Below are 24174 nucleotides of genomic sequence, written 5' to 3'. Positions count from 1 at the left end.
GTCCTGTTTCACGTGAAACACGCAGGGCCGGTATCGCGAATGAAGCATTGCGTTTTCCCGGGCGGAACCTCATTTTGTGCCGCACCGAGAACCATGCGATCCGGAGACTGGTTCCATGTATGACGTGATTGTCGTGGGCGGCGGCCATGCCGGATGCGAAGCGGCGGCCGCGGCGGCCCGGATGGGCGCCCGCACGCTTCTCGCCACCCACAAGATCGAGACCATCGGAGAAATGTCCTGTAACCCGGCCATCGGTGGGCTGGGCAAGGGTCATCTCGTGCGTGAAGTCGATGCGCTGGACGGTATCATGGGCCGCGCCATTGACCGCGCCGGTATCCAGTTCCGCATGCTGAACCGGAGCAAGGGCCCGGCCGTGCGCGGCCCCCGGGCCCAGGCGGACCGGGCGCTTTACCGCAAGGCGATCCAGGATCTTCTGGCTGAAGAGGACAATCTCACCATCGAGGCGAGTTCGGTCGAGGATCTGCTGCTTGACGAGAGCGGCGCGATTGCCGGGATTGTGGTCGAGGGCGGGCGCGAGATCCGCGCGGGCGCGGTGGTGCTTACCACTGGGACGTTCCTGCGCGGCGAGATCCATCTCGGCGAGGAGCGCCGCCCGGCGGGCCGCGTGGGAGATGCACCGGCGGTGGCCCTTGCGGAAACGCTGGCCCGTTTCCAGTTCCGCCTCGGACGGCTCAAGACCGGGACGCCGGCCCGTCTCGACGGCACGACCATCGACTGGTCGGGGCTGCCGGAACAGAAGGCGGACGATCCGCCGGAGCCCTTCTCCTATCTGACGGACCGGATCGAGGTGCCGCAGATCAGCTGCTTCATCACCTACACCAACGAGCGCACGCATCAGCTCATCCGGGACAATCTGCATCGCTCGGCGATGTATGGCGGCCGGATCGAAGGCGTGGGGCCGCGCTACTGTCCCTCCATCGAGGACAAGGTGGTCCGTTTCGAGGACCGCTCGCAGCACCAGATCTTCCTGGAGCCTGAGGGACTGGACGATCCGACGGTCTATCCGAACGGGATCTCGACCTCGCTTCCGGCCGATGTGCAGCACGAGATGTTCAAGACCATCCCGGGGCTGGAGAATGCGCGGATCATCCGTCCGGGCTACGCGATCGAATATGATTACGTTGATCCGCGGGAGCTCTCGCACACGCTGGAAACCAAGCGGGTGCCGGGTCTCTATTTTGCCGGACAGATCAACGGAACCACGGGCTACGAGGAAGCGGCGGCGCAGGGTCTGATGGCCGGCGTCAACGCAGCGCTCCGGACCGGCGGCCGGGGCGAGCGTTTCGTGCTCGACCGGGCCGACGCCTATATCGGCGTGCTGATCGACGATCTCGTGACAAAGGGCGTCAGCGAGCCTTACCGCATGCTGACCTCGCGGGCCGAGTACCGGCTGCGGCTGCGTGCTGACAATGCGGACCAGCGTCTGACCGCGAAGGGCATGGAGATCGGCTGTGTCGGCGATACGCGCGCGGCGCGTTTCATGGAGAAGCTCGCGGCGGTCGAGGAGGGGCGGGCGCTGGCCCGCAGGCTTGGCGGCACGCCGAACGCGCTTCAGAAGGCCGGGATCAAGGTCAATCAGGACGGCGTCTGGCGCAGTGCGTTCGACATTCTCGGCTACCGCACCGTGAGCTGGGATGGCTTGGTGGCTCTCTGGCCAGAACTCGGCACCCTGGAGCCCGCGGTCGCGGAGCAGGTGCAGATCGACGCGCAATATGCCGGCTATATCGAGCGTCAGGAAAGCGACGTCGCGGCTTATCGCCGCGACGAGGCGCTGGAGATCCCGGGGACGCTCGACTATGCCGCGATCTCGGGACTTTCGAACGAGGTACGCGAGAAGCTGATCAAGGTTGCGCCGCGGACGATCGGCCAGGCGGCGCGGATCGACGGCGTGACCCCGGCGGCCGTCATTCTGCTGCTGCGCCACGTGCGCCGGATCGGCAGGGACGCAGCGTGAGCCCCGAAGAGTTTGCTTCCCGGACGGGCGTTTCACGTGAAACGTTCGAGCGCCTGAAAATCTATGCGGGGATGGTCGAGCGCTATCAGCGCGCCATCAATCTTGTCTCCAAGAGCACGCTGCCGGACATCTGGCTGCGTCATTTCCTCGATTCCGCGCAGATCTTTCCCGAACTGCCGCCGAATCATCGCCGTCTGCTCGATATCGGAAGCGGCGCCGGCTTTCCCGGGCTGGTACTGGCGATCATGGGTGCGCGGGATGTGCATCTTTGCGAGTCGGATCAGCGCAAGGCGGTCTTCCTGCGTGAAACAGCCCGCGCCTGCGGCGCCGAAGTGACCATTCACGCTAGTAGGGTAGAATCGGTCAGCCCACTAGATGTTGATATTGTGACCGCGAGGGCTCTCGCGTCCGTCGATGTATTACTTAACTACTCCAAGCCGCATCTGAAGGATGACGGCATTTGCCTCTTCCTGAAGGGTAGGGCGGTCGAGAAGGAATTGACTACCGCTCGTGAAAGATGGAATATGGCAGAAACCCTCACCCCGAGCTGGTCGGACCCCGAGGGATGTCTCTTGCGCTTGGAGGGCATATCGTATGTCGGAAGCCATGATGCTGAGGGGTGATGCCGCCGTAGCGCCCCGGATTCTCGCCGTCGTGAACCAGAAGGGTGGGGTCGGCAAGACCACGACCACCATCAACCTCGCCACCGCGCTCGCGGCCTGCCAGAAAAGAGTGCTGGTCATCGACCTGGATCCGCAGGGCAATGCGAGCACCGGACTCGGCGTGCCGCGGAAGAACCGGGACGAGGATTCCTATTCGGTGCTGATCGGCGCCTCGGCCATCGCCGACGCGACGCTCGAGACCGAAGTTCCCCGGCTCTCCATCGTGCCGTCCTCGCAGGACCTGTCCGGCGCGGAGATCGAACTGGTGACGATCGAGGACCGAGAGTTTCGCCTGCGCGAGGCGCTGGTCCGGCACATGGCTCCGGGTACGAACACCTATGACTATATCCTGATCGACTGCCCGCCCTCGCTCGGCCTGCTGACGCTGAACGCGCTGGTCGCGGCTGACGCCGTTCTGGTGCCGCTGCAGTGCGAGTTCTATGCGCTGGAAGGTCTGAGCCAGCTGATGCGGACGGTGGAGCGCGTGCGCACCGCCTTCAATCCGGACCTCGAGATCCAGGGCGTCGTGCTGACCATGTTTGACCGCCGCAACAATCTCTCGATCGCGGTGGCCGAGGATGTGCGGGAGCATTTCGGCGACAAGGTCTACCGCACCGTGATCCCGCGGAACGTCCGGGTCTCCGAGGCGCCCTCGCACGGGCTGCCGGTCATCGTCTATGATATGCGCTGTTCAGGCTCGCAGGCCTATATCCACTTGGCCAGCGAAGTCATGAAGCGCGAAAGGAGCATCGCCGCGTGAGCATGGAAAACGGCAGCGCCAGCGCCAAGAACCGGCGGCTCGGCCGCGGGCTCGCCTCGCTCCTCGGTGAGGGCGAGACCGAAGGCGGCTCCGTCGACCGGCTGCAGCAAAGCAAGTCCGTTCCGATCGAGAAGGTTCATCCGGGCCGTTTCCAGCCGCGCCGGATCTTCGACGAGGAGGAACTGGACGCGCTGGCGGACAGTATCCGCGAGAAGGGCGTCATCCAGCCGATCCTGCTGCGCCGCGACCCGGACCAGCCCGGCACCTTCGAGATCATTGCCGGCGAGCGCCGCTGGCGCGCCGCCCAGCGGGCCCAGCTGCACGAGATCCCGGCGCATATCCGCGAGTTCGACGATCGCGAGGCGCTCGAGATCGCGATCATCGAGAACGTCCAGCGCGAGGATCTCAATCCGCTCGAAGAAGCCGAAGGCTATCACCGCCTGGTCGAGGAGCACGGCCACTCCCAGCAGGACGTCGCACGAGCGGTCGGCAAGAGCCGCAGCCACGTTGCGAACACCATGCGCCTGCTGGCGCTACCGACGGAAGTACGCGGCTATCTCGACGCCGGCGAGATCAGCGCCGGCCATGCCCGCGCGTTGCTTACGGCCGGGAACCCGGCGGCGCTGGCGGCCGAGGTAGTGCGCCGGAAGCTCAATGTCCGTGAGACCGAGCGTCTGGTGCAGAAGGAAAAGCAGCCGTCCGGTCAGACTGCGCCGAAGCAGGCGCGCCGGAAGGCATCGGTCGAGAAGGATGCCGACACCAGGGCGCTGGAGCAGGACCTGTCCCAGAAGCTCGGCATGCATGTTGAGATCGCCACCGGCGTCGACGGTCAGTCGGGGGCGCTGATGATCCAGTACGAAAGTCTGGAACAGCTCGACGCCCTTCTTGCCATCATGTCCGCACCGCGCACGGTCAGCGCCGACCTGAGTTCGCCGGCGATGAGCGGATTTCTCGGGGACGTGCCGGACTACGATCAGGAGACGGCGGAAGAAATCGCGAAGGCCGACGGCAACTCGATCGATTTCAGCGAACTGATCGAAGACGGCGAGACGACCCCCTCATCCTGATTTTCCAGGCGTGAACCGTGACGGCTGCCGGCCGGGTGCCCGTGCCCGGCTGCGCGCCGCGCTGTAGGCGAGGCCGAGCAGTGTCTGTCCGGCCACGGCGAGATCCGGCGTGCCGGTGGACTTGCACTGCGTTTCGGCTTCCGCGAGGCGGGTGAGGGCGAGGCGCAGGCGCTGGATCGGCCAGGCGCGGAGCTGCGCCATGAAGGCCGGTTTCACGGCGAAGAAGAGTGGCGGCCGCAATTTCTGCACAGCCTGATCGGCGCTGTCGCCGTCCGCCATGTGCGCCGCCGCGCGGTGCAGCCGCTGGAAGTGTCTGAGCACCGCCCGCAGCACGGCGATCGCGTTCAACCCGTCGGCATAGCCCCGCTGCAGCATGCGGTCCGCTGCCGCCACGTCGCCGTTCGCCACCGCAAGCGCGATCTGGTCGAGGGCGAGGGCGCTGCTGTCGCCGACCAGCTGCTGGGCGTCCTCCAGGCTCGCTTCTCCGCCCTTGCCGACATAGAGCGCGAGCTTCTCCACTTCGGAGCGTGTCACGCGGCGGTCTCCGCCGAGATGCGCGGTCATGTAGGCGAGGGCGTCCGGGGTGGCCCGCACTTCAAAGCTTGCGAGGGTCTCCCGTATGACACTGTCGAGACCGGCACCGCTGTCGAGATAGCAGGGGATGGCGACCGCCTGCTTCTCGGTCTCGAAGAGTTTGCGCAGTTTCGAGCGTGCCTCGAGCGCTCCGGCCTCGATGATGATGAGGCTGTCGCCCGTCTCGGCGCCGAGCGCCAGTACGGCCGAAGCTGTCACCGTATCCGTCGCGCCCCGGAGCCGTACCAGCCGTCGCCCGCCGGTGAGCGAGATCGCAGCGGCCTCGTCCGCGATGCGGCCCGGTTCGTCTTTCAGGCTTTCCGGCACAAGATCGGCAACCTGGAACGGGTCGGCGAGATCCTCGACGACGGTCTTGGCGATCTTGTCGGAGATTTCCCGAACCTGCCCGCCGTCCGGCCCGTATATCAGGACGGCCCGGACATTTTCCGGCGGGCGGCGAATGAAACCTGCAATCTCGTTGGATTTCAGCTTCATCGCAGATCTCCGTCAGGAGCTGCGCAGGCGATTGAAATAAAGACCGAGACGCAGCCGGATATCCTCGCTGATTTCATCGGCGGCGCGCCTGCGCGCATCTTTCTCGGCGGAAAGCGTTGCGAAATCCGAATCTACCCGGTTGAAGGTGGTCGTGGACTCGGATTGTCCGCGATGCACCGGCTGTCCCGTCTCCAGGTCGACCAGAACGAAGGTGGCCGCGAACCGGACCTTGGCGAAGGTCGAAGTCGAATCTTTCAGGATCACAAGATTGGACCGCGTCTCGCTCAGACCGACATCGAGCCGGTATCGTGCGCGGCCCGGCGTGCCCCGAGGGGTCAACTTGTCGAGCAGGCTGTTGCGGAGCAGCTGACCGGCCCGGTCCGCGATCGTCGAGATCGCGATCGAGGCGAGATCCTCCGTCACGGCGCTCTGCCGCCCGCTCTCGCCGGCCCGTTTCCCGTAGACCGGCTGGAACCCGCAGGCGCCGAGGGCGAGGAGAAGAACCAGGACGGAGGCGGTAAGCGCTCTAGGCAACGATATTCACAATCTTGTTGGGAACCACGATAACCCGGCGCGGAGCCTTGCCTTCGAGGATCTTCTGCACGTTCTCGAGGGCCAGTGCGGCTTCCTCGACACCGGATTTGTCCGCATCGCGTGCAGCTTCTATTGTGCCGCGCAACTTTCCGTTGACCTGTACGGCGATGGTAAGCGTGTCGTCGCGTACCAAATCCTCGCTAAAGACGGGCCAGGGCACGTTCGTGAGCAGGCCTTCGCCGCCCAGTTCGACCCAGAGTTCCTCGGCGATATGCGGAACCATCGGTTCGACCAGCCGGACCAGGGTCTCGTAGCCGAAACGGCGGGCCCAGGCGGAGCCCTCGTCGTCACCGTCAAGTTCCGCGAGGGTGTTGCTGAGTTCGCGCACCTGGGCGACCGCCGTATTGAAGCGGAACCGCTCGATCGCCTCCCCGATCCCCTTGATTGCCTTGTGCACGGCCTTCTCGGCCGCTTCCGCCTTGCCGGAAAGCTCGGCCGGCCGGGCGGTGCCGCGCGGCGCGAAGGGTTTCGCCGGCTCGGTGATCAGGCGCCAGAGACGGCTGAGATAGCGCCAGGATCCCTCGACCCCGGACTCGGTCCATTCGAGATCGCGCTCCGGCGGCGAGTCCGACAGCATGAAGAGCCGGGCCGTGTCGGCGCCATAGCTGCCGATGATGTTTTCCGGATCGACCACGTTACGCTTCGACTTGCTCATCTTCTCGATGCGGCCGGCCTTGACGGGCGTTCCGTCGGCAGCCTTGACGAAGCCGGAACCTTCCTTCCTCACCTCGGTCGGAAACAGCCAGGCGCCTTTCTCATCCTTGTAGGTCTCGTGACAGACCATGCCCTGGGTCATCAGGCCGGCGAAGGGCTCGTCGAGATTGAGGTAGCCGCATTTCTTCAGCGCGCGGGTGAAGAAGCGGGAATAGAGCAGGTGCAGGACGGCGTGCTCGATGCCGCCGATATACTGGTCGACCGGCAGCCAGTACTCCGCCGCCTCCTTCGAGAAGGCGTTCTCGGCCTCGGCGTCGGCGAAGCGCGCGAAGTACCAGGAGGATTCGAAGAACGTGTCGAACGTATCGGTCTCGCGCTCGGCCTTGCCGCCGCAGCTCGGGCAGGCAACGTGCTTCCAGGTCGGATGCCGGTCGAGCGGGTTGCCGGCACCCTCGAACTCGACGTCTTCCGGCAGTTCGACCGGGAGGTCCGCTTCCGGAACCGGAACCTCGCCGCAATCCGGGCAGTGAATGAAGGGAACCGGGCAGCCCCAGTACCGCTGGCGGGAAACGCCCCAGTCGCGCAGGCGATAGGTCGTCGTCTTTTCGCCGCACCCCATTGACTGCAGGCGTTCTGCCACTTTCGATTTGGCCTCGTCGACCGACAGCCCGTCGAGGAAGTCCGAATTGTAGATCTTGCCCGGACCGACATAGGCTTCGGTTCCGACCTCGAAGCTCGCGGCGTCGGCATCGGGCGGCAGCACGACCGGCGTCACCGGCAGGTCGTATTTACGGGCGAAGTCGAGGTCGCGCTGATCGTGCGCCGGACAGCCGAAGATCGCGCCGGTGCCGTATTCCATCAGCACGAAATTCGCGACATAGACCGGTAGTTCCCAGCTTTCGTCGAGCGGATGGACGACCTTGAGTCCGGTATCGAAGCCTTTCTTCTCGGCCGTCTCGATTTCGGTTTCGCTGGTGCCCATGCGGTTGCACTCGGCGATGAACTCCTTGAGCGCCGGGTTGTTCTCCGCCACCTGCGCCGCGATCGGGTGGTTTGCCGCGATTGCGCAGAAGGACGCGCCGTAGAGCGTATCGGGACGCGTGGTAAAGACCTCGAGCTTCTCCTCGTTGTCTTTCAGCTTGAAGAAGACGCGGGCGCCCTCCGACTTGCCGATCCAGTTGTGCTGCATGAGCGTGACACGGTCGGGCCAGCGGTCCAGACCCTCAAGCGCTTCCAGCAGCTCGTCGGCATATTCGGTGATCTTCAGGAACCATTGCGACAGCAGGCGCTTCTCGACCGGGGCGCCGGAGCGCCAGCCCATGCCGTCGATCACCTGCTCGTTGGCGAGCACCGTGTTCTCGACCGGATCCCAGTTGACCCAACTCTCCTTCTTGTAGGCGAGCCCCGCCTTGTAGAAGTCGAGGAACATTTTCTGCTCGTGGCGGTAATAGGACGGATCGCAGGTCGCGATCTCCCGCCGCCAGTCGTAGGACAGCCCCATGCTTTTCAGCTGCTCGCGCATGGAGGCGATGTTCTCGTGCGTCCATTTCGCCGGATGCACGCCGCGCTCGAAGGCCGCGTTCTCCGCCGGCAAGCCGAAGGCGTCCCAGCCCATCGGGTGCAGGACATTGAAGCCCTTCGCCTTCTTGTAGCGGGCGACGAGGTCGCCAAGCGTATAGTTCCGCACATGCCCCATATGGATGCGCCCGGACGGATAGGGGAACATCTCGAGGACATAGTATTTCGGCTTTTCCGGATCTTCGCTCACTTCGAAGCAGTGCTGCTCTTCCCAGACACGCTGCCACTTCGACTCGGTTTCGCGAAAATTGTAACGGGACATCTCTTGGCCTTGGTCTTTGGCGCCCGGGCGCCTGATCGTCTTCAAAACCGGCTCCCCATCAGGAGCCGGGCGGTCTGGATACACCTCTCCGGCGTCAGTTCCCGGTGGTGCCGATCCGTAGTTGGCGCGCACGGGTGAGGATCGCATCCTCCAGATCCCGATGGAGCTTCTCCTCGGTTCCGATGTCCTGCCACTGGCCGTCGGCCGCGATGCGCTGTTTGAACACCTTCGCGCGCACGCCGTCCGACCGGAGTGCCCGATCGAGGATGAAGATATTGATCTTGAAGCGCTCGTTCGGGGTTTCCGGCGGCGAGTACCAGTCGGTGATGATCACGCCACCGAACGGATCCGCGGATGCGAGCGGCATAAAGGAAATGGTGTCGAGCGAGGCGCGCCAGAGAAAGCTGTTCACCGCAATGCCCGAACCGAGTGCCCCCTGCTGTTGCTGCTTGTCGGCATCCTCTCCGAAGAGTGTGAAGCCGTCCTCGCCGAAGACTTTTGACTCTTTCTCATAGGTCGGCCGGCCGCCCGGCCCGGAGCGCGGATATTCGTACTCGATATCCGCGCCTTCGCATGCCGCAAGGGCGAACACGCCCAACAGAGCCGCGTATTTCAGTCGGCCGCACATTCCCAAAAGCCCCGGAATCCTTAAATCAGCCAAGATTCGCACTCGCGTTTTTCATGTGGTCGAGACGCCTTTTACCGTTTCTATGGGTTCGGAACAACTTGCCATGTGGAGGCAGCCGTCGAGTCGGCACTAAATCCGATAAATCCCCGATGTGCCATGGGTTTGTGGCATTTTCGCCACATTGAGACAGATTTGCATAAATGTCCGGCCTGTCTTTCTTGACGGTCACAGGGGGACCGAATAGTGATGCTTTGACGTCAGGTTAGGGGGTTAAGCAGTTCATCTGCATTCAACTGACCGCGTTAATTCAACCGACGACTCTCGGGAGTAGGGGAAAATGAAAAAGATTCTTCTCGGAACGACCGCGATTGTTGCCGCTGGCATGATCGCCTCGCCGTCCGCGGACGCTGCTGAAAAGCTCAAAGTGTCTGTCGGCGGTTACATGGAACAGTGGTTCGGCTACGTCTCTCAGGACGAAGGCACCGGTTCCACCAACGACTACAGCGGTTTCGACGTCAAGTCCGACTCCGAAATCCACTTCACCGGCATGACCACCCTGGACAACGGCATTTCTGTCGGCATCAACGTCCAGCTGGAAGCCAACAGCAACGCTGGTGACCAGATCGACGAATCCTACCTGATCGTCAAAGGCAACTTTGGTGAGATCAACCTGGGTTCTGAGAACTCCGCTCTCTACAAGATGAACTATGCTCCGGACGAGTATGGCATCGGCATCAACTCCGGTGACCAGGGCGACTGGGTGACCCAGCCGGCTTCCGTCTCCGGCGGCTTCTTCCGCAGCCCGTTCGGTTCCACCAACGTTGAGCCGAACCGGACCAACGACTCCGAAAAGCTGACCTACTACACGCCGCGTATCGAAGGCTTCCAGCTTGGTGTGTCCTATATTCCGGACAACGGCCAGGACGCCAACGGTCAGCCGGACCGCAACGCCAGCTTCTCTGACGGCTATGCGATCGGTGCCAACTTCAAGCGTGACCTCGGCGGCTTCGACCTCGGCGTTTCCGGTGGTTACGGCACGTTCACCGAAGGTGCGACCGCTGGTCAGGACGACCCGGCTGCTTGGGCCCTCGGCCTGACCGTCGGCTTCGGCGGCTTCTCCGCCGGCGCGTCCTATGCCAAGTCCGAAGGCACCACCGATGCCCTGGACGAAGAAGGCTACAACCTCGGCGTCGCTTATGCCTCTGGCCCGTGGGGCGTCAGCCTCGGCTGGTTCCACGGCGAGCGTGAAGGTTCCACCACTGCCGGTGTGACCTCCGGTACCGGCGAACAGAACACCTATGCTCTGTCCGGCAAGTACGCGCTCGGCCCGGGCGTGACCGCTGCGGCCACCCTCGGCCACACCGAGTACGACACCGACAACACTGGCGCGGAAGGTACCGATGGCACCTTCTTCGTCGTCGGCATGAAGCTGTCCTTCTAATCCTCCGGGATTACGGACTTCGGGAAGGGGCCGCCTTGTGCGGCCCCTTTTCTTTTTGCGGCATGCATCTGATTTGCCGTCTGCCGCTTTGGAACTGTCCCAGCCCCTGATATACACATCCGAAGCAGACCGGAATGAGGGGGCGAGAGCGTGCAGTTCGAGAATTTCTTCAAGAAAATCACCCGCGACCAGTTCTTGAGCGATTACTGGGACAAGGCCTATTACTTCGAAAAAGGCTCCTTCGATCCGGTCGACGCGCTCTTCAGCTGGGAACAAATGAATGACCTGATCAACCGGTCGAAACTGTGGAACGCAAGTTTTATGGAGATGGCTGTGGACGGCAACGTCCTGCCGTCCGAGCAGTATTGCCAGCCGGGACGCGACCGCAGGGGCGCCAACGTTCTCGTTCCCGATCCCGAACGCGTCCGTTTCCTGATGTCCAAGGGCGCAAGCCTGGTCCTCGACTTCATCGAGGGAATTCATCCCTCGATCCAGGATGCCACCCGGTTCATCGAACGTCTGACCGGCACGCACGCGTCCTGCAACGCCTATTGTTCCTGGAAAAGCGTTCAGGCTTATCACTCTCACTTCGATACGATGTGCGTCTTCGCGATCCAGATCGAGGGCGAGAAGACCTGGAACATCTATCGGGGACGGGTCAACGAGGCGATCGATGTGCCGCGGGTCCGTCCGGGCGACTTCTCCCGTGAGCAGCACAATCAGCAGAAGGGCGAGGTCATGCAGCAGATCGTGATGCGCCCGGGCGATGTGCTCTACCTGCCGCGCGGGCTCTATCACGACGCGATGACCACGGATACCGCGTCGCTGCACCTGTCCTTCGGCGCCACCTATGTCGACGGTCACTCCTCGCTCAACATGCTGACCCCGTATCTCCATCAGGACGAGTTCTTCCGGAAGCGAATCCCACATTTCGATGACGGGGATGACCTTGCCAACTACATCACGGAGCTTGGCAAGAAGGTTGCAGAACATATGGCACGGCCGGAGTTCCACAATCATGTCCGCGGCTATCTGATGGCTCAGGTGGCCGACAAGGTGGTGCGCCATAATCTTCCCGACCGCACGCCCGATATCTACTTCATGGTCACACGGCGCCCGGTGAAGCTGGCGCGCAGGGGGCAGGCGGCGACTCTCAGCGGAGAAGGCTTCAGCCTCGACATTGCGAAAGAGGACTACGCGGTCGTCGAGAAAATCGTCGGGTCGGAAGAAATCTGGCTTTCCGACCTTCGTGCGGCCTTCCCGGACCGGGTTCCGCAGTTCGAGGCGCTCCTGGGTGCGCTCGCCAAACACGGGGTGATCTGGCGGCTGCGCGGATGACGATTCTGGAAACAGCGCGATGAGCGGTATTCTGTGGCTCGCCTCCTTTCCCAAATCGGGCAACACCTGGCTCCGGATCTTCATCGAGAACCTGTTCCGGAACAGCCCGGAGCCGGTTTCGATCAACGATCTCGGGGTCGTGCGGTTCGGCGACATGATGGGGCCGCTCTATGAACAGATCGCCGGCAAGCCGCTTGCGCAGCTGAGCGATGCGGATATCCATGCGCTTCGCGAGCCGCTGCAGAAATCCTGGGCGTCGCAGCCGGAAACCGCGATCGTGAAGACGCATAACGCGCTGATGATGCATGAAGGCCGACCGCTGATTCATCTCGAGCATACGGCCGGCGCCGTCTATGTCGTGCGCAACGTCTACGACGTAACGGTTTCCTATGCGGACCATTACCGGCTCTCGCTGGACGATGCGGTGGAGGCCATGACCTCCTATCTGCAGACGACCCGGACGACAAAGGCTGCCGTATTCCAGGTGCTGGGCACCTGGACCGATCACTACCGGAGCTGGCACGCCGTCGAGAATTTCAATCCGCTGACCCTGAAATACGAGGCGATGGCAAAGAATCCGACCAAGGCGTTCGGAGCCTTCATGCGGTATCTCGGTGTGCCGAAGGACTCCGAAAGACTGAAGCGCGCGATCCGAAACAGCAGCTTTTCTGTGGTCGCCGGCCAGGAGAAGCAGACAGGTTTCCGCGAGCGGGTGCACCAGTCGCAGAAATTCTTCCGTGCCGGCGGCGTCGGCGGCTACCGGCAGGTGCTCAGCGAGGATCACGTGAAACGCCTGACCGAGCGCCATTACGATCTGCTCCTGGAGCTTGGATATATTTCCAAGTCAGGAACGCCGCGCGTCTGATCCGTCGATATCGGGGTTTGAATGGCAGCAGCGTCCAACGATCTCGGGCCGATCCAGCGCCTCGCTTCGGCCGGGCGCTGGAGGGATGCGCGCGAAAAATATGCGCGCGTCTTGCGCAAGGCCGGGGGTGACTGGCGGCCGTTCTACACGTTCGGCATGCTGGAGGCGTCCGGCGGGCATTTCGAGCGCGCCGAGGCGCTTCTGGAAAAGGCCCGCAGTCTGGCACCGGCGACGGAACTTCAGGTCGCGGTGAACCTGGCGCAGGTGCGGTTCCACAGAGGTGCTGCCGCTTCCGCCGCCGAGCTGCTCGGGCCGATTGCCGGGCGGCTTCGCGATAACCCGCAGGTCCAGAAACTCCACGGCAGCATCTTGCTGGAACTCGGGCGCTACGACGTGGCGGCGCCCGCGCTCGAAACGGCACTGGCGCTGGGCGACGATCCGGCTGTGCTGAACAATCTGGCGGTGATCTACCGCAGTCAGTGGAACCTGCCGCGCGCCGCCGAAATGCTCGAACGGGCCGCGCGGCGGGATGACGCTATCGAGATCCGCAGCAATCTTGCCAGCATCTATCTCTCGATGGGCCGCACCGAGGCCGCGAAGCAGCGCTTCGACGAACTTCTACGCGGGGATACAGCAGATCCGCGGGTGCTTCGCGCGCTGGCGCAATTCTGCCGTGAAACCGGCGATCTCGCGCGGGCGGTCCGGATGGCACGGCGTGCTGTTACAGCGGACCCGCGGCAAACCGCATCCCTGAGGCTCCTCGCCGAGCTGCTCGACCGGCAGTCGGCTCTCGAAGAGGCGCTGCTGGTTGCGCGGAACGGAGGCTTCCTCGCGCCGCAGGATCAGTTTCTGACGGCTCTTCGAGGGCGCGTGCTTCGGCGGCTGAAACGTCACGAAGAGGCAAAATCGTTGCTCGTGCCGGCTCTGAAGGGAATTGCTCAAGGACCCGACACGTTCAGGCTCGGTTTCGAACTGGCGCAGACATTGGACGCGCTCGGGGAGTGCGAGGAGGCCCTCGAATGGTTCGAGACGGCCAACCGTGTGCAGTTCGAGGAATTCCGCGACGGTCAGCTCGAGCCGGGTCGTGCATTCTCCGAAGTGGCGGAGCTGGCGGTTGCATATTCCAAGGTCCCTGCCTGGGCGAAGGATGTGGCGGCCCCCGCTCCGGGCGAACCGGACCCCGTATTTCTCGTCGGGTTTCCGCGCTCCGGCACCACCTTGCTGGATCAGGTGCTCAATGCCCATCCGAGTGTGGAGGTCTTGGAAGAGCGTCCGCTGATTACCAATCTGGCGCTCAGGCTACGGGCGGAGGGGGTCTATCCGGGCGCGCTGGAGACCCTGTCGGAGGCGAAGCTTGCGGATCTCAGATCCGCCTATTTCGCTGAACGCTCACGCTTCATGGTGCCGTCGGATGGCGCGCTCTATATCGACAAGATGCCGCTGAACATTGTCCATGCGGGACTTATCAAGCGGCTGTTTCCGCGCGCGCGCTTTATTCTGGCGCTACGTCATCCCTGCGACGTCTGCCTCAGCTGCCTGATGCAGAATTTCAGCCTCAACCATTCCATGGCGGTATTCTGCTCGCTGGATGACACCATCCGTTTTTATCGCGAGGTCTTCTCGCTCTGGGAGCGCTACATGGAGACCCTCAACCTGTCGGTGGTCACGGTCAGGTACGAGGACATGACGCGCGATCTGAGGGGCTCGACCGAGCCGGTGCTGAACTTCCTCGGGCTGGAGTGGGACGAACGCTTGTTGGCCTTTCACGAGCACGCCCGCGGCCGGGGCTATATCGCGACGCCGAGCTATGCGCAGGTAACGCAGCCCCTCTACGGACATGCCGTGGCGCGCTGGCAGCGATACGGGCCTAAACTGATGGCGGCAGCCGAGGAGCTGCACGCGGAAATTGAACGCTTTGGCTATGGGGATTGAGACGATGGACATTGCGGAAAATGATGCCGACGTGAACGTTGCGGACAATCTCCGGACTGTCCGCGCGCAGATCGCGGCGGCCGCGAAAGCCGCGCGCCGCGCGCCGGACGAGGTGACGCTCGTTGCCGTCGGCAAGGTGCAGCCGGTCGAGCGCGTCGAGGCGGCGCTGGAGGAAGGACAACGGGTCTTCGGCGAGAACCGGATCCAGGAAGCGCAAGGCAAATGGCCGGCGCTCAAGCAGAAATATCCCGATGTCGCCCTGCATCTGATCGGGCCGCTCCAGACCAACAAGGCGGCCGATGCGGTTGCTCTGTTCGACGTGATCGAGACGGTTGATCGTCCGAAGCTGGCCCGGGTTCTCGCAGGCGAAATGAAGAAGCAGGGACGCAGCCTCGAATGCTTCGTCCAGGTCAATACCGGCGAGGAGGAGCAGAAGGCCGGCGTGTTGCCCTCGGAGGCCGATGCCTTCATCGAAAGCTGCCGCGACGAGCACGGTCTCAATGTCACCGGACTGATGTGCATCCCGCCGGTGGACGAGGAACCGGCACTGCATTTCGCGCTCCTGCGGGAGATCGCCCGCCGCCACGGCCTCGAGAAGCTGAGCATGGGCATGAGCGGCGACTACGAGACCGCGATCGAGTTCGGTGCCACCCATGTGCGGGTCGGTACGGCAATCTTCGGGGAACGGCAGAAGCCCGCCGGCTAGGCGAGATCCGGCGGAACCACGACCGCGCCTTCTCCTCCGCACTGTTCCAGCACTCTCAGCAGGTCCGGCAGGGCGAGGGCGACGCAGCCCTCGGTACCGGAGTAGTCCGGCCGGGCGACATGCATGAATATCGCACTGCCCAGGCCCGGGATCGGCGGGTCGTCGTTGTAGCCGAGTTCGACCACAACGTCGTAGACCGCATCCTCGCGCATCAGCCGCTCATGCGAGCCGTCGTAGGGCAGGACGACGAGGCGGTTATAGTTATCCGGATCGGCCGGGTCGTCGCTCCAGCCCTGATCCGGTGCGATTTCGATCGGGGACTTGCAGCCGGGTGGTGGTGCCAGACGGTCGCGGCGGTAAAAGATACGGCGCAAAGGAAAACGCCCGACTGGCGTCGCGCCGTCGCCTTCGCGCTTGTCTGTCCGCACACCGCCCTTGCCGATCGCGCAACGCAACAGCTCGCCGTTCATGTCGAGATGGTAGATGCCGGCGTCGCCGGCCCTGAGAACAAGATCCAAGAAACCCCTCCGTCAGGACAGCAGGAGCGCGGCTAGCCCGTGTGCTGGTCCGGAGCCTTCATGGTTTCATACTTGTCGAGGGCTTTCATCATCCAATCGGCCAGCCCGGCCCGGTTAGCCGGTGGGTTCGCAGGATTGGCGGACGCGGTCTCGACCGGGGCGGCGCCCCGGTTCTTCAGGCCCGGTTCCGTGAGGGACGGCAGCGAGGGTCCGCGCTTGCGCGTCGCGGTCTTGGCCTGGCTTTCGCGGATCAGGTCATCGAGTCCGCGGCCGGTGACGCTCTGCAGCGAGGGTCCGGACTCCTGTTTCGGCGTGATCACACCGCTGCTCCAGTCCACCGGCCCGTTGGATCGTCCCGGAACGCCGAGGGCGCTGGCCTGAGCATAGGCGGCAAGCGCTTGTGGTGAGGGAAGGTTGGCGAGATCGGTGGAGATCGGTTGTTGCGGAACCGAATCGTTTGGTGCTTGCGCGAGCATTTGTTTGGAGCCGCTGTCGTCGGCCGCCGGAATGGACGAGGGGGCGGCGTCGCGCTCTGTAAGCTGCGCGACCATGGTGCCGCCGATATCTGCGCCCGCCTCTGCCTCGACAAAGACATTGGCGACGCTCGCGATCATGCCTGCTGGACCGCCATACAGGGTTCCGCCTGCCATGCGCGCCGCCGGGGCGATGCTGTCGCCGGTCAGTTCGCGGTAGAGTGTCGAGATGAAAGGCAGATGCTGCAGCGGATTCACGATATCGATGAAATCGTCGAACCCGAAGCCGTCTTCTCCCCAACCTTGATCGCCGGTTTCGGTCTCCGCGCTCACGGAAGACCGGTCGCGGATATCCTGTTTCACGTCGCGTTCGCCGGACTGAAAGGACTGGGACCACCAGGCAGGTTGTGCCGCCGATTGAGTGACTTGCATCGCAAAGGCTCCTTTTGCCCTTCAGGAATGCAAGCCCCGTACCAGCTGAATGTGGCTGAAACCGCCTCGCAGGCAGCCTGTTGAGTCCCCTAGAAAAGATGGCCTGTGCGCGCCGCCTTGGTCTTCAGGTAGCCCTCGTTGTGGGCATTGGAGGGGAAGATATGGGCGACCCGTTCCACGACATCGACGCCGCAGCTCTTGAGCTGGGCAATCTTTTCCGGATTGTTGGTCATCAGCCGCACCGACTTCACCCCGAGCTGGTGGAGCATCTCGGCGGCGCTCAGATAGACCCGCTCGTCGGCCTCGAAGCCAAGCTGTTCGTTTGCGTCGACGGTATCGCTGCCGAGATCCTGCAGCTGATAGGCGCGCAGCTTGTTGATGAGCCCGATATCGCGGCCTTCCTGGGCGAGATAGAGCAGGATACCGGAGCCCTGGTTGCCGATCTCCTTGAGCGCCCCCCGGAGCTGGTCGCCGCAATCGCAGCGCAGGCTGCCGAGAAGATCGCCGGTCAGGCATTCGGAATGGAGACGGACCAGAACCGGGGCGTCGAAATCCGGCTCCCCGATGATGATCGCGAGATGCTCCTCGCCGCCGTCGGCCGGGCGAAAGGCGACGATCCGCGCGTTTTCCGCGGCAGCGAGCGGCACGCGCGCGGTTGCGACCCGGCTGAGGCGGCGCGCGCTCGCCTCGACATAATCCTCGATATCGGAGACGGCGAGGGAGAGCAGCCCCTGGGCATGGGCCCAGCGCGCGGCCTCCGCGGCTTTCACGTCGGTGACACGAGCCACGACGACCGAGGGAAGCAGCCGCGACCACTTGGCGAGCTGGACCACCGCGGGCCCGAGACGTCCGGCGCGCACCGGGACGATGGTCAGCGCCCGGCGCAGGGCGCCGAGTTTCTCCGGTTCGAACAGCGGGTCGGCGATCTGGCGAACCAGGGCCGCATCGACGCCGCGCGGCAGCGCCATGCTGGAATAGGGCGGGATGGCCTCGTTGCCCGTGATGTCGCGCGCCCGGTTCCGCGGCACGATCACCGACGGGAGGCTGCCGGCGAGGCGGACCATTGCGGCGAGCGCCACCTGGTTGGCCATTTCGGCGGCGAGCACCAGCAGGACGCTGTCATCGGCCGATCCGTGCACCAGCACAAGGCCGCCGCGGCGAAGTTCCGAGATCGCGCGGTCGACGGAGGTCTGGGTCGAGGGAGAGGCGGGCGCGCCGCCGCCGGATTTGAACTGAGTGTTTTCCATGAGCCGCATCATCTTCCGCCCGGGGCCAAGGTCAAGCGCCTTGAACCGCCGCCGCGCCTAACGCAGTGTTTCTTTTCAACCACGGAAAGATGGATACGGCGATGACGCTTTTCAAAACCTATGACCGCGCGGCACTAGACCGGGAGTACGACAACCGCAAGAAGGTCGCGAACAGCGCGGAAATCTCGGCGTCATGGGAAGCCAAGGGGGCGGAGGTCCGCCGTCAGTTCTCGGCCGATCTCGACATCGCCTATGGGGAGCATCCCCGCCAGCGCGTCGATATCTTTCCCGCCGGCAAGCGCGATGCGCCTGTCCTGATCTTCGTTCACGGCGGCTACTGGCACATGCGGGACAAGTCGATCGCGCATTTCCTCGTGCCGACCTTCATCGCGGCGGACATCACCTTCGTGTCGGTCGGCTACCGTCTCTGCCCGGAGGTCTCGGTCTCCGATATCACCGAGGATATTCGGGCCGCGATCGGCTGGGTTTCAGAGAACGCGTCCGGCTACGGCGGAAACCCGTCCCGGCTCTATCTCGCGGGTCATTCCGCAGGCGGTCACCTCTCGGCCTTCATGGGCGGGCCGGCCGGCATGCCGCAGGGTGTACTGAAGGGCATCTGCTCGGTAAGCGGGCTGCATGATCTGGAGCCGATCCGGCTCTGTTATCTGAACGATGTGCTGTCTCTCTCGCAAGAGGAGGCGGAGGCCCTGTCGCCGATCGCACGCGTGCGCGACGCGGATGCCGCGGGCCTGAGGCTGCCGCCGCACCTGCTGACGGTCGGCGGCCTGGAAGGGCCGGAATATCTGCGCCAGCGCGACGAGCTTGCCGAAGCGCTCAGGGCGAAGCGGCAGCCTGTCGAGCTCGTCGATCTGCCTGATCGCGATCATTTTACCGCGCTTGAGGCCTTCGGCGATCCGCACCATCCGCTGTGCCAGGCCATGCTCCGGCTGATCCTGGCGCCGGCCTTCTGAGGCGGGGGCAGGGTCATGTTCGATCAGGTTCTGGTGGCCCGACTTGGCGATACCGAAATCGCGCGGGCATCGGAAAGGGACACAATTACGATCGAGGGAAGCGTCTATTTTCCGCCGGATTCCGTCAATTTCGAGCTGCTGAAGGATAGCGGGACGAGGACGCAATGTCCGTGGCGCGGGGAGGCGGTCTACTATGATGTGACGGCCGGAGACCGGGTCGTCGAGAGTGCCGCATGGTCCTATCCACGGCCGACAAGAAAAGCGGCGCGTCTTCGAGACTTCGTCAGTTTCTGGAAAGAGGTCGTCGTGGAACCGGTCTAAAGACTCTGGTATTCGCGGCGCAATCTACTTAAGTGTGGATTTCCATTTATGTAGCGGATCGTGACGGGTGATGGTGAACGGTAAGAAAGTCCTGCTGGTCGAAGACGACGAAGCGCTTCGGGTCACGCTGGCCGAGCAGCTGGAACTGCATGAAGAATTTGCAGTCCAGGCGGTGGAGACCGGAGCGGAGGCGCTGGAGACCGTCAAGTCGGCCCATTTCGATCTGATTCTGCTCGATGTCGGCCTGCCCGATATGGACGGGCGCGACGTCTGCCGGCTGATCCGGCGCCATGGGGTGAAGTCTCCGGTCGTGATGCTGACGGCGCAGGACGGCGATGCTGATACGATTCTCGGTCTCGATGCCGGCGCCAACGACTACGTCACCAAACCGTTCAAGATCGCCGTCCTCCTCGCGCGCATGCGGGCGCATCTGCGCCAGCACGAACAGAGCGACGACGCGGTCTTCACCATCGGTCCCTACAGTTTCCGTCCCAGCGCCAAGCTGCTGATCGACGAGGCCAAGAACAAGAAGGTGCGGCTGACGGAAAAGGAAACCGCGATCCTGAAATATCTCTACCGGACCGGCGGACGCATGGTGAAGCGCGAGACCCTGCTGAACGAGGTCTGGGGATACAATGCCGGGGTGACCACGCACACGCTGGAAACCCATGTCTACAGGTTGCGTCAGAAGATCGAGATCGATCCATCGAATGCGCAGATCCTCGTGACCGATCCCGGCGGCTACCGGCTGGTGCCGTGAGCACCGTGGAGTCCAATTAGGCGCTTGTCCCGATTTGATCTTTTCACGTCGGCGCGGGTCATGCAGACTTGCGGCACCGATTAAGCCGGCAATTTAGCCCGAAATTGGGTGGGGGGATCGATCTTGTCGCCGGGAGCCGAGTTTTTTGTCCGGATCTGGGGGGCACGCGGAAGCCTCGCCTGCCCGGGGCCGGACTTCGTGCGCTATGGCGGCAATACGGCCTGTCTGGAAATACGCTGCGGCGAAAGACTGTTTATCCTCGACGCCGGCACCGGACTGCGCAATCTCGGCCTCGCGCTCGACAAGACGGGCGCGGTGGATGCGGATATGCTCTTCACGCATTCGCACCTCGATCATATCGGCGGATTGCCGTTCTTCACCTCCGCCTTCAAGAAAGGCAACGTGTTCAGGATCTGGTCCGGCCACCTCTCCGGCGGTAAGGACATGCGGGATGTCCTCGCCCGCCTGATGTCGTCGCCGCTGTTTCCGGTGCCGCTTGAGGTTTTCCAGTCGGAGCTGGCTTTCAGAAACTTCGCTCCGGGCGATGTCCTCGAATTCGGCCCCGAGATTTCCGTGCGCACCACGATGCTGAACCATCCCCAGGGCGCGATCGGCTACCGCTTCGACTATGCCGGAAAGTCGATCTGCTATGTGACCGACACCGAGCATGTGCCGGGCGACCCCGACCGGAATATCCTTGAGCTGATCGAGGGCGCGGACGTGATGATCTACGACGCCTGCTATACCGACGAGGAATTCCCGAAATTCGTCGGCTGGGGCCATTCCACCTGGCAGGAGGGAATCCGGCTCGCGGACGCGGCGGGAGTCGGCAAGCTGGTTCTGTTCCATCATGATCCGAGCCACACCGACGAAGTCATGGACGAGATCGTGCGGCAGGCCGAAGAACGTCGTCCGGGCACGGTCGCGGCCCATGAAGGCCTGACGATTACACTCTGATATGACCCGATCCAATCACCCGTCAAAGGGACATACCTGGCGCCGCATACGCTTGGGCCTAAGCACGATTCTAGGCATTAAACCAATGGGTTACTTTATGCCCTACCGTTATGCAGCGGAGGTGCCTAGCGAAGGTAGTCGGTATGCGTGGATCGAGGAGCGCTTTGCCGGCGAGGCGCTACCGGCATTCAGCGGCGTGTTGCGCGAGATCGAGAGCTACCGTGAGGCGCTCCTGGCGATCGGCGACGCACCGCCGCCGGAACCGCGCTGGCGGCAGGACTGGTTTCCGGCCCTCGATGCCGCGGCCGCCTATGTGCTGGTCCGCGAACGCCGTCCGGCGCGGATCCTGGAGATCGGATCGGGGCACAGCACGCGCTTCCTCGCCCGCGCTGTCCGCGACGGCGGCCTCGCCACCGAGATCACCTGTGTCGATCCTGCGCCCCGCGCGGATCTCAGCGGCACCGGGGTCCGCTTCCTGAACCGGACGATCCAGCAGGTGGAGCCGGGAGATCTGCCGCGGCTCGGGGCGGGCGATATCCTGTTTCTCGATTCCAGCCATCTGGCGCTGCCGGGATCGGACGTGGATCTGGTCCTCAATCACCTGCTGCCGACGCTGCCGGCGGGTCTCTTGGTGCATATTCACGACATAGTGTTGCCTGACCCCTATCCCGAAGCCTGGGCGTGGCGCACATATAACGAGCAGCTGCTGGTCGCCGCGCTGCTCGCGGGCAAGGGCTTCGCGCCTCTGTTCTCGAGCCATTTCGCCCGGACCCGTCTGCTCGGAACGTCAGAGGCGCCGGATCTCGGCTGGCTGCCGCTTCCCGACGGAGCTCTGGAGACCAGCCTTTGGCTCGAGAAGCTCTAGGCAAGGCGGGGATGGCGGAGAGCACCGGAAAGAGGAAACAGGACACCGGACGCCTGCCGAGCCGTGTCGAGGCGGCGATCCGTGAGCAGGAGGCGCAGAACGAGATCCTGATCGGCTGGGTCCAGTTGACGGTCGTCTCGATCTGGGCGGTGCTCTACACGCTGTCTCCGAAGACCTTTGCCGAAACGGCCCGGTTCGAGCCGATCCCCTGGGTCTTGAGCGCCTATTTCGGCTTCACGGTCCTGCGCCTTGTCCTCTCCTACCGTAGGCTTCTGCCGCCCTGGTTTCTCGCTCTTTCGGTGATCGGCGACATCGTGTTGCTGATGGTGACGATCTGGAGCTTTCACCTGCAGTACGAGCAGCCGGCCTCGTTCTATCTGAAGGCGCCGACAATCCTCTATGTGTTCATTTTCATTGCGCTGCGCTCGTTCCGCCTGGAGGTCGGCTATGTCCTGCTCGCCGGCATCGGCGCGGCGCTCGGCTGGCTGGCGCTGGTCGCCTATGCGATGGTGGTCGATCCTACCGACCCGATGATCACGCGCGATTATGTCGATTACCTGACCTCAAACGCGGTCCTGATCGGCGCGGAATTCGACAAGGTGATCTCGATCCTGATGGTCACCGCGATCCTTGCGGTGGCGATCCATCGCGGCCGCCGCCTGCTGGTGCGCGCGGTTGCGGAAGGTACGGCGGCCCGCGATCTCTCGCGCTTCTTTGCGCCCGAGGTGGCGCGCAAGATCACGCATGCGGAGGCCGAGCTGTCGGCCGGCAGCGGGGAGCACCGCGAGGCGACCATCCTCTATGTCGATATCCGCGGCTTCACGGCGCTGAGCGCTCGTTTGGAGCCGCAGCAGGTGTTGCGGATCCTGGCCGAGTATCAGGCCCTGGTCGGCCCGGTGCTGCGGCGTCATCGCGGCAGCATTGACAAGTTTCTCGGCGACGGGGTGCTGGCGACTTTCGGCGCGGCGGAGCCGGACCCGGAGCATGCGGCAAACGCGCTCCGGGCGATGCGGGACCTGCTCGCTGCGACCCGGGACTGGACACCGGATGGGGAGATTCTGGCGCCGGGCATGCTCAGGATCTGCATGGCCGCTGCCAGCGGCCGCGTCGTTTTCGGCGCTGTCGGCGATGCCGAGCGGCTGGAATACACGGTAATCGGCGATGCGGTGAACCGGGCGGCCAAGCTGGAGAAACACACGAAGGCGCTTGGCGTCCGGGCCCTCTGCGACGGCGCGACCCGGGCACTGGCCGCGGAAGCCGCGGATCTGCCGGGTCTTTCGGCAATCGGCGAGCAGGCCGTGGAGGGAACCGGCGGTTCTGTCGAGATCTATGAAATCAGGGAGGGCTGAGTGGCTGGGGCGGCAGGATTCGAACCTGCGCATGGCGGTACCAAAAACCGCTGCCTTACCGCTTGGCTACGCCCCAATCGCGCGGGAACATAGTCAGAAAGCGGATTGCTTGCAACCGCTTCGACACCGCACCCTTAACATCCGCGGGACGAGCGGTTAGACTCTTCAGATCCTTTGGCTTTTCGAGGTTGAAGACGGACATGGCCAAATCGGTGCTGCCCTGGAGCCTGAAAGGCGTGTCGCCCGAGGCGCGCGAGATCGCGAAGAAGGCGGCCGCGCAGCAGGGCATAACGATCGGCGAATGGGTGAGCCGCGCGATCCGCGATGTCGGCCCGGAGCCGGGTGCTGCGTCGGAACCGCGCCCGGCCGGGCGCGTAAGCGGCGGACCGGTCGTCGCCAGTCCGGAGGATGAAGAGGCCCTGCGCGCCGCCGTGCGCGAGCGGATCTATGCGGCCGAGGAGCAGGTCGCCCATGTGGTCGGACCGCTGCAGGACATCATCGAGCGGATGGCCCGCCGTCTGACCCGGCTCGAAGAGGCTACAGCCGAAAATCCGGAACCCGCGGCACAGATCCCGGAGCAGCGCCGTCTCGACGGTTGGTAGACTGGCACTTCCCACTACCTGAGACCGTTTTCTACCCGGTCATATCGGGTGCGCCATATCCCCTTAAAGTCGCAGAAATCATTGCGCTACCGGGTAACCTTTGGTATTTTTCAGCGCATCGGCCGCCGTTATAGCGGCGCGACCCTTGA

General features: G+C 63.8%; 23 protein-coding genes and 1 tRNA gene. 16 read left to right on the top strand and 8 right to left on the bottom strand.

All coding sequences use genetic code 11. The features are described from left to right. The first annotated feature begins 115 nt into the window (after positions 1–115). Genes mnmG through JJ959_RS14190 form a run of 4 tightly spaced genes read left to right on the top strand, consistent with a single transcriptional unit; the run spans position 116 to position 4464 of the window. Positions 116–1975 carry a tRNA uridine-5-carboxymethylaminomethyl(34) synthesis enzyme MnmG gene (gene mnmG / locus JJ959_RS14205; protein WP_292884656.1) on the top strand — a complete coding sequence of 620 codons (1860 nt, stop codon included), beginning with the start codon at positions 116–118 and terminating at the stop codon, positions 1973–1975. Beyond that, positions 1972–2598, top strand: coding sequence for a 16S rRNA (guanine(527)-N(7))-methyltransferase RsmG (rsmG, locus tag JJ959_RS14200; protein ID WP_292884654.1), 627 nt, complete (start codon positions 1972–1974; stop codon positions 2596–2598). The genes mnmG and rsmG overlap by 4 nt, the downstream gene beginning before the upstream one ends. Next, positions 2570–3397 carry a ParA family protein gene (locus JJ959_RS14195; RefSeq protein WP_292884651.1) on the top strand — a complete coding sequence of 276 codons (828 nt, stop codon included), beginning with the start codon at positions 2570–2572 and terminating at the stop codon, positions 3395–3397. The genes rsmG and JJ959_RS14195 overlap by 29 nt, the downstream gene beginning before the upstream one ends. A gap of 2 nt (positions 3398–3399) precedes the next feature. Further along, positions 3400–4464, top strand: a complete 1065-nt coding sequence (locus JJ959_RS14190) for a ParB/RepB/Spo0J family partition protein (protein ID WP_292884783.1) — start codon at positions 3400–3402, stop codon at positions 4462–4464. On the opposite strand, the gene holA is transcribed toward JJ959_RS14190, so the two are convergent. The 4 genes from holA to JJ959_RS14170 form a co-directional block, all read right to left on the bottom strand. Next, positions 4456–5532, bottom strand: a complete 1077-nt coding sequence (gene holA, locus JJ959_RS14185; protein WP_292884648.1) for a DNA polymerase III subunit delta — start codon at positions 5530–5532, stop codon at positions 4456–4458. The two genes, JJ959_RS14190 and holA, sit on opposite strands and share 9 nt — an antisense overlap. 12 nt (positions 5533–5544) lie before the next feature. Then, positions 5545–6066 carry an LPS assembly lipoprotein LptE gene (gene lptE / locus JJ959_RS14180; RefSeq protein WP_292884645.1) on the bottom strand — a complete coding sequence of 174 codons (522 nt, stop codon included), beginning with the start codon at positions 6064–6066 and terminating at the stop codon, positions 5545–5547. Then, the gene (gene leuS, locus JJ959_RS14175; protein ID WP_292884642.1) at positions 6059–8620 is read right to left on the bottom strand and encodes a leucine--tRNA ligase; all 2562 of its coding nucleotides are present in this window, start codon (positions 8618–8620) and stop codon (positions 6059–6061) included. Before leuS ends, lptE begins: the two co-directional genes overlap by 8 nt. A 94-nt stretch (positions 8621–8714) precedes the next feature. Next, positions 8715–9248: a DUF3576 domain-containing protein gene (locus tag JJ959_RS14170; RefSeq protein ID WP_292884639.1), complete on the bottom strand. Its 534-nt coding sequence runs from the start codon at positions 9246–9248 to the stop codon at positions 8715–8717. A 337-nt stretch (positions 9249–9585) separates the two neighbouring features. On the opposite strand from JJ959_RS14170, the gene JJ959_RS14165 reads away from it, so the two are divergent. The 5 genes from JJ959_RS14165 to JJ959_RS14145 all read left to right on the top strand — a co-directional run bounded on the left by JJ959_RS14165 (position 9586) and on the right by JJ959_RS14145 (position 15530). Further along, on the top strand, positions 9586–10689 hold the full coding sequence (locus JJ959_RS14165; RefSeq protein ID WP_292884636.1) for a porin: 1104 nt from the start codon (positions 9586–9588) through the stop codon (positions 10687–10689). Between the two features lie 150 nt (positions 10690–10839). Beyond that, positions 10840–12027: a cupin domain-containing protein gene (locus tag JJ959_RS14160; RefSeq protein WP_292884633.1), complete on the top strand. Its 1188-nt coding sequence runs from the start codon at positions 10840–10842 to the stop codon at positions 12025–12027. 19 nt (positions 12028–12046) lie between these two features. Further along, positions 12047–12892, top strand: coding sequence for a sulfotransferase domain-containing protein (locus tag JJ959_RS14155; protein WP_292884630.1), 846 nt, complete (start codon positions 12047–12049; stop codon positions 12890–12892). A 21-nt stretch (positions 12893–12913) separates the two neighbouring features. Then, positions 12914–14824 carry a tetratricopeptide repeat-containing sulfotransferase family protein gene (locus JJ959_RS14150; RefSeq protein ID WP_292884627.1) on the top strand — a complete coding sequence of 637 codons (1911 nt, stop codon included), beginning with the start codon at positions 12914–12916 and terminating at the stop codon, positions 14822–14824. A 4-nt stretch (positions 14825–14828) separates the two neighbouring features. After that, positions 14829–15530, top strand: coding sequence for a YggS family pyridoxal phosphate-dependent enzyme (locus JJ959_RS14145; protein ID WP_292884625.1), 702 nt, complete (start codon positions 14829–14831; stop codon positions 15528–15530). On the opposite strand, the gene JJ959_RS14140 is transcribed toward JJ959_RS14145, so the two are convergent. The 3 genes from JJ959_RS14140 to ribA form a co-directional block, all read right to left on the bottom strand. After that, positions 15527–16000: a L,D-transpeptidase family protein gene (locus tag JJ959_RS14140; RefSeq protein ID WP_292884780.1), complete on the bottom strand. Its 474-nt coding sequence runs from the start codon at positions 15998–16000 to the stop codon at positions 15527–15529. The two genes, JJ959_RS14145 and JJ959_RS14140, sit on opposite strands and share 4 nt — an antisense overlap. Positions 16001–16080: 80 nt before the next feature. Then, positions 16081–16953, bottom strand: a complete 873-nt coding sequence (locus JJ959_RS14135; RefSeq protein ID WP_292884622.1) for a hypothetical protein — start codon at positions 16951–16953, stop codon at positions 16081–16083. A gap of 89 nt (positions 16954–17042) precedes the next feature. Continuing rightward, entirely contained in the window at positions 17043–18200 is a 1158-nt protein-coding gene (gene ribA / locus JJ959_RS14130; RefSeq protein ID WP_292884621.1) for a GTP cyclohydrolase II, read from the bottom strand. Between the two features lie 101 nt (positions 18201–18301). Between ribA and JJ959_RS14125 the strand changes: the two genes are divergently transcribed. From JJ959_RS14125 to JJ959_RS14100, 6 genes are all read left to right on the top strand, one after another. Continuing rightward, positions 18302–19171 (top strand): alpha/beta hydrolase, encoded by an 870-nt coding sequence (locus JJ959_RS14125; protein WP_292884619.1) that lies wholly within the window; start codon positions 18302–18304, stop codon positions 19169–19171. Between the two features lie 15 nt (positions 19172–19186). Further along, entirely contained in the window at positions 19187–19492 is a 306-nt protein-coding gene (locus JJ959_RS14120; RefSeq protein ID WP_292884617.1) for a DUF427 domain-containing protein, read from the top strand. 70 nt (positions 19493–19562) lie between these two features. Beyond that, positions 19563–20252, top strand: a complete 690-nt coding sequence (locus JJ959_RS14115) for a response regulator transcription factor (protein ID WP_292884615.1) — start codon at positions 19563–19565, stop codon at positions 20250–20252. A 123-nt stretch (positions 20253–20375) separates the two neighbouring features. Continuing rightward, complete coding sequence (locus tag JJ959_RS14110; RefSeq protein ID WP_292884613.1) at positions 20376–21209, top strand: MBL fold metallo-hydrolase; 834 nt, start codon at positions 20376–20378, stop codon at positions 21207–21209. Between the two features lie 85 nt (positions 21210–21294). Further along, positions 21295–22074: a class I SAM-dependent methyltransferase gene (locus tag JJ959_RS14105; protein ID WP_292884612.1), complete on the top strand. Its 780-nt coding sequence runs from the start codon at positions 21295–21297 to the stop codon at positions 22072–22074. Between the two features lie 11 nt (positions 22075–22085). After that, the gene (locus JJ959_RS14100) at positions 22086–23423 is read left to right on the top strand and encodes an adenylate/guanylate cyclase domain-containing protein (RefSeq protein WP_292884611.1); all 1338 of its coding nucleotides are present in this window, start codon (positions 22086–22088) and stop codon (positions 23421–23423) included. 1 nt (position 23424) lies between these two features. Here the strand turns inward: JJ959_RS14100 and JJ959_RS14095 are convergent. Then, positions 23425–23499 (bottom strand) — tRNA-Gln (locus JJ959_RS14095). A gap of 124 nt (positions 23500–23623) precedes the next feature. Between JJ959_RS14095 and JJ959_RS14090 the strand changes: the two genes are divergently transcribed. After that, the gene (locus JJ959_RS14090; protein ID WP_292884609.1) at positions 23624–24025 is read left to right on the top strand and encodes a hypothetical protein; all 402 of its coding nucleotides are present in this window, start codon (positions 23624–23626) and stop codon (positions 24023–24025) included. The last annotated feature ends 149 nt before the right edge of the window (positions 24026–24174 follow it).

This window comes from Nisaea sp., from assembly GCF_017640745.1.
GTDB lineage: Bacteria > Pseudomonadota > Alphaproteobacteria > Thalassobaculales > Thalassobaculaceae > Nisaea.
The sequence above is the reverse complement of the archived record's forward strand: the minus strand, read 5'-3'. Positions and strand labels throughout refer to the sequence as shown.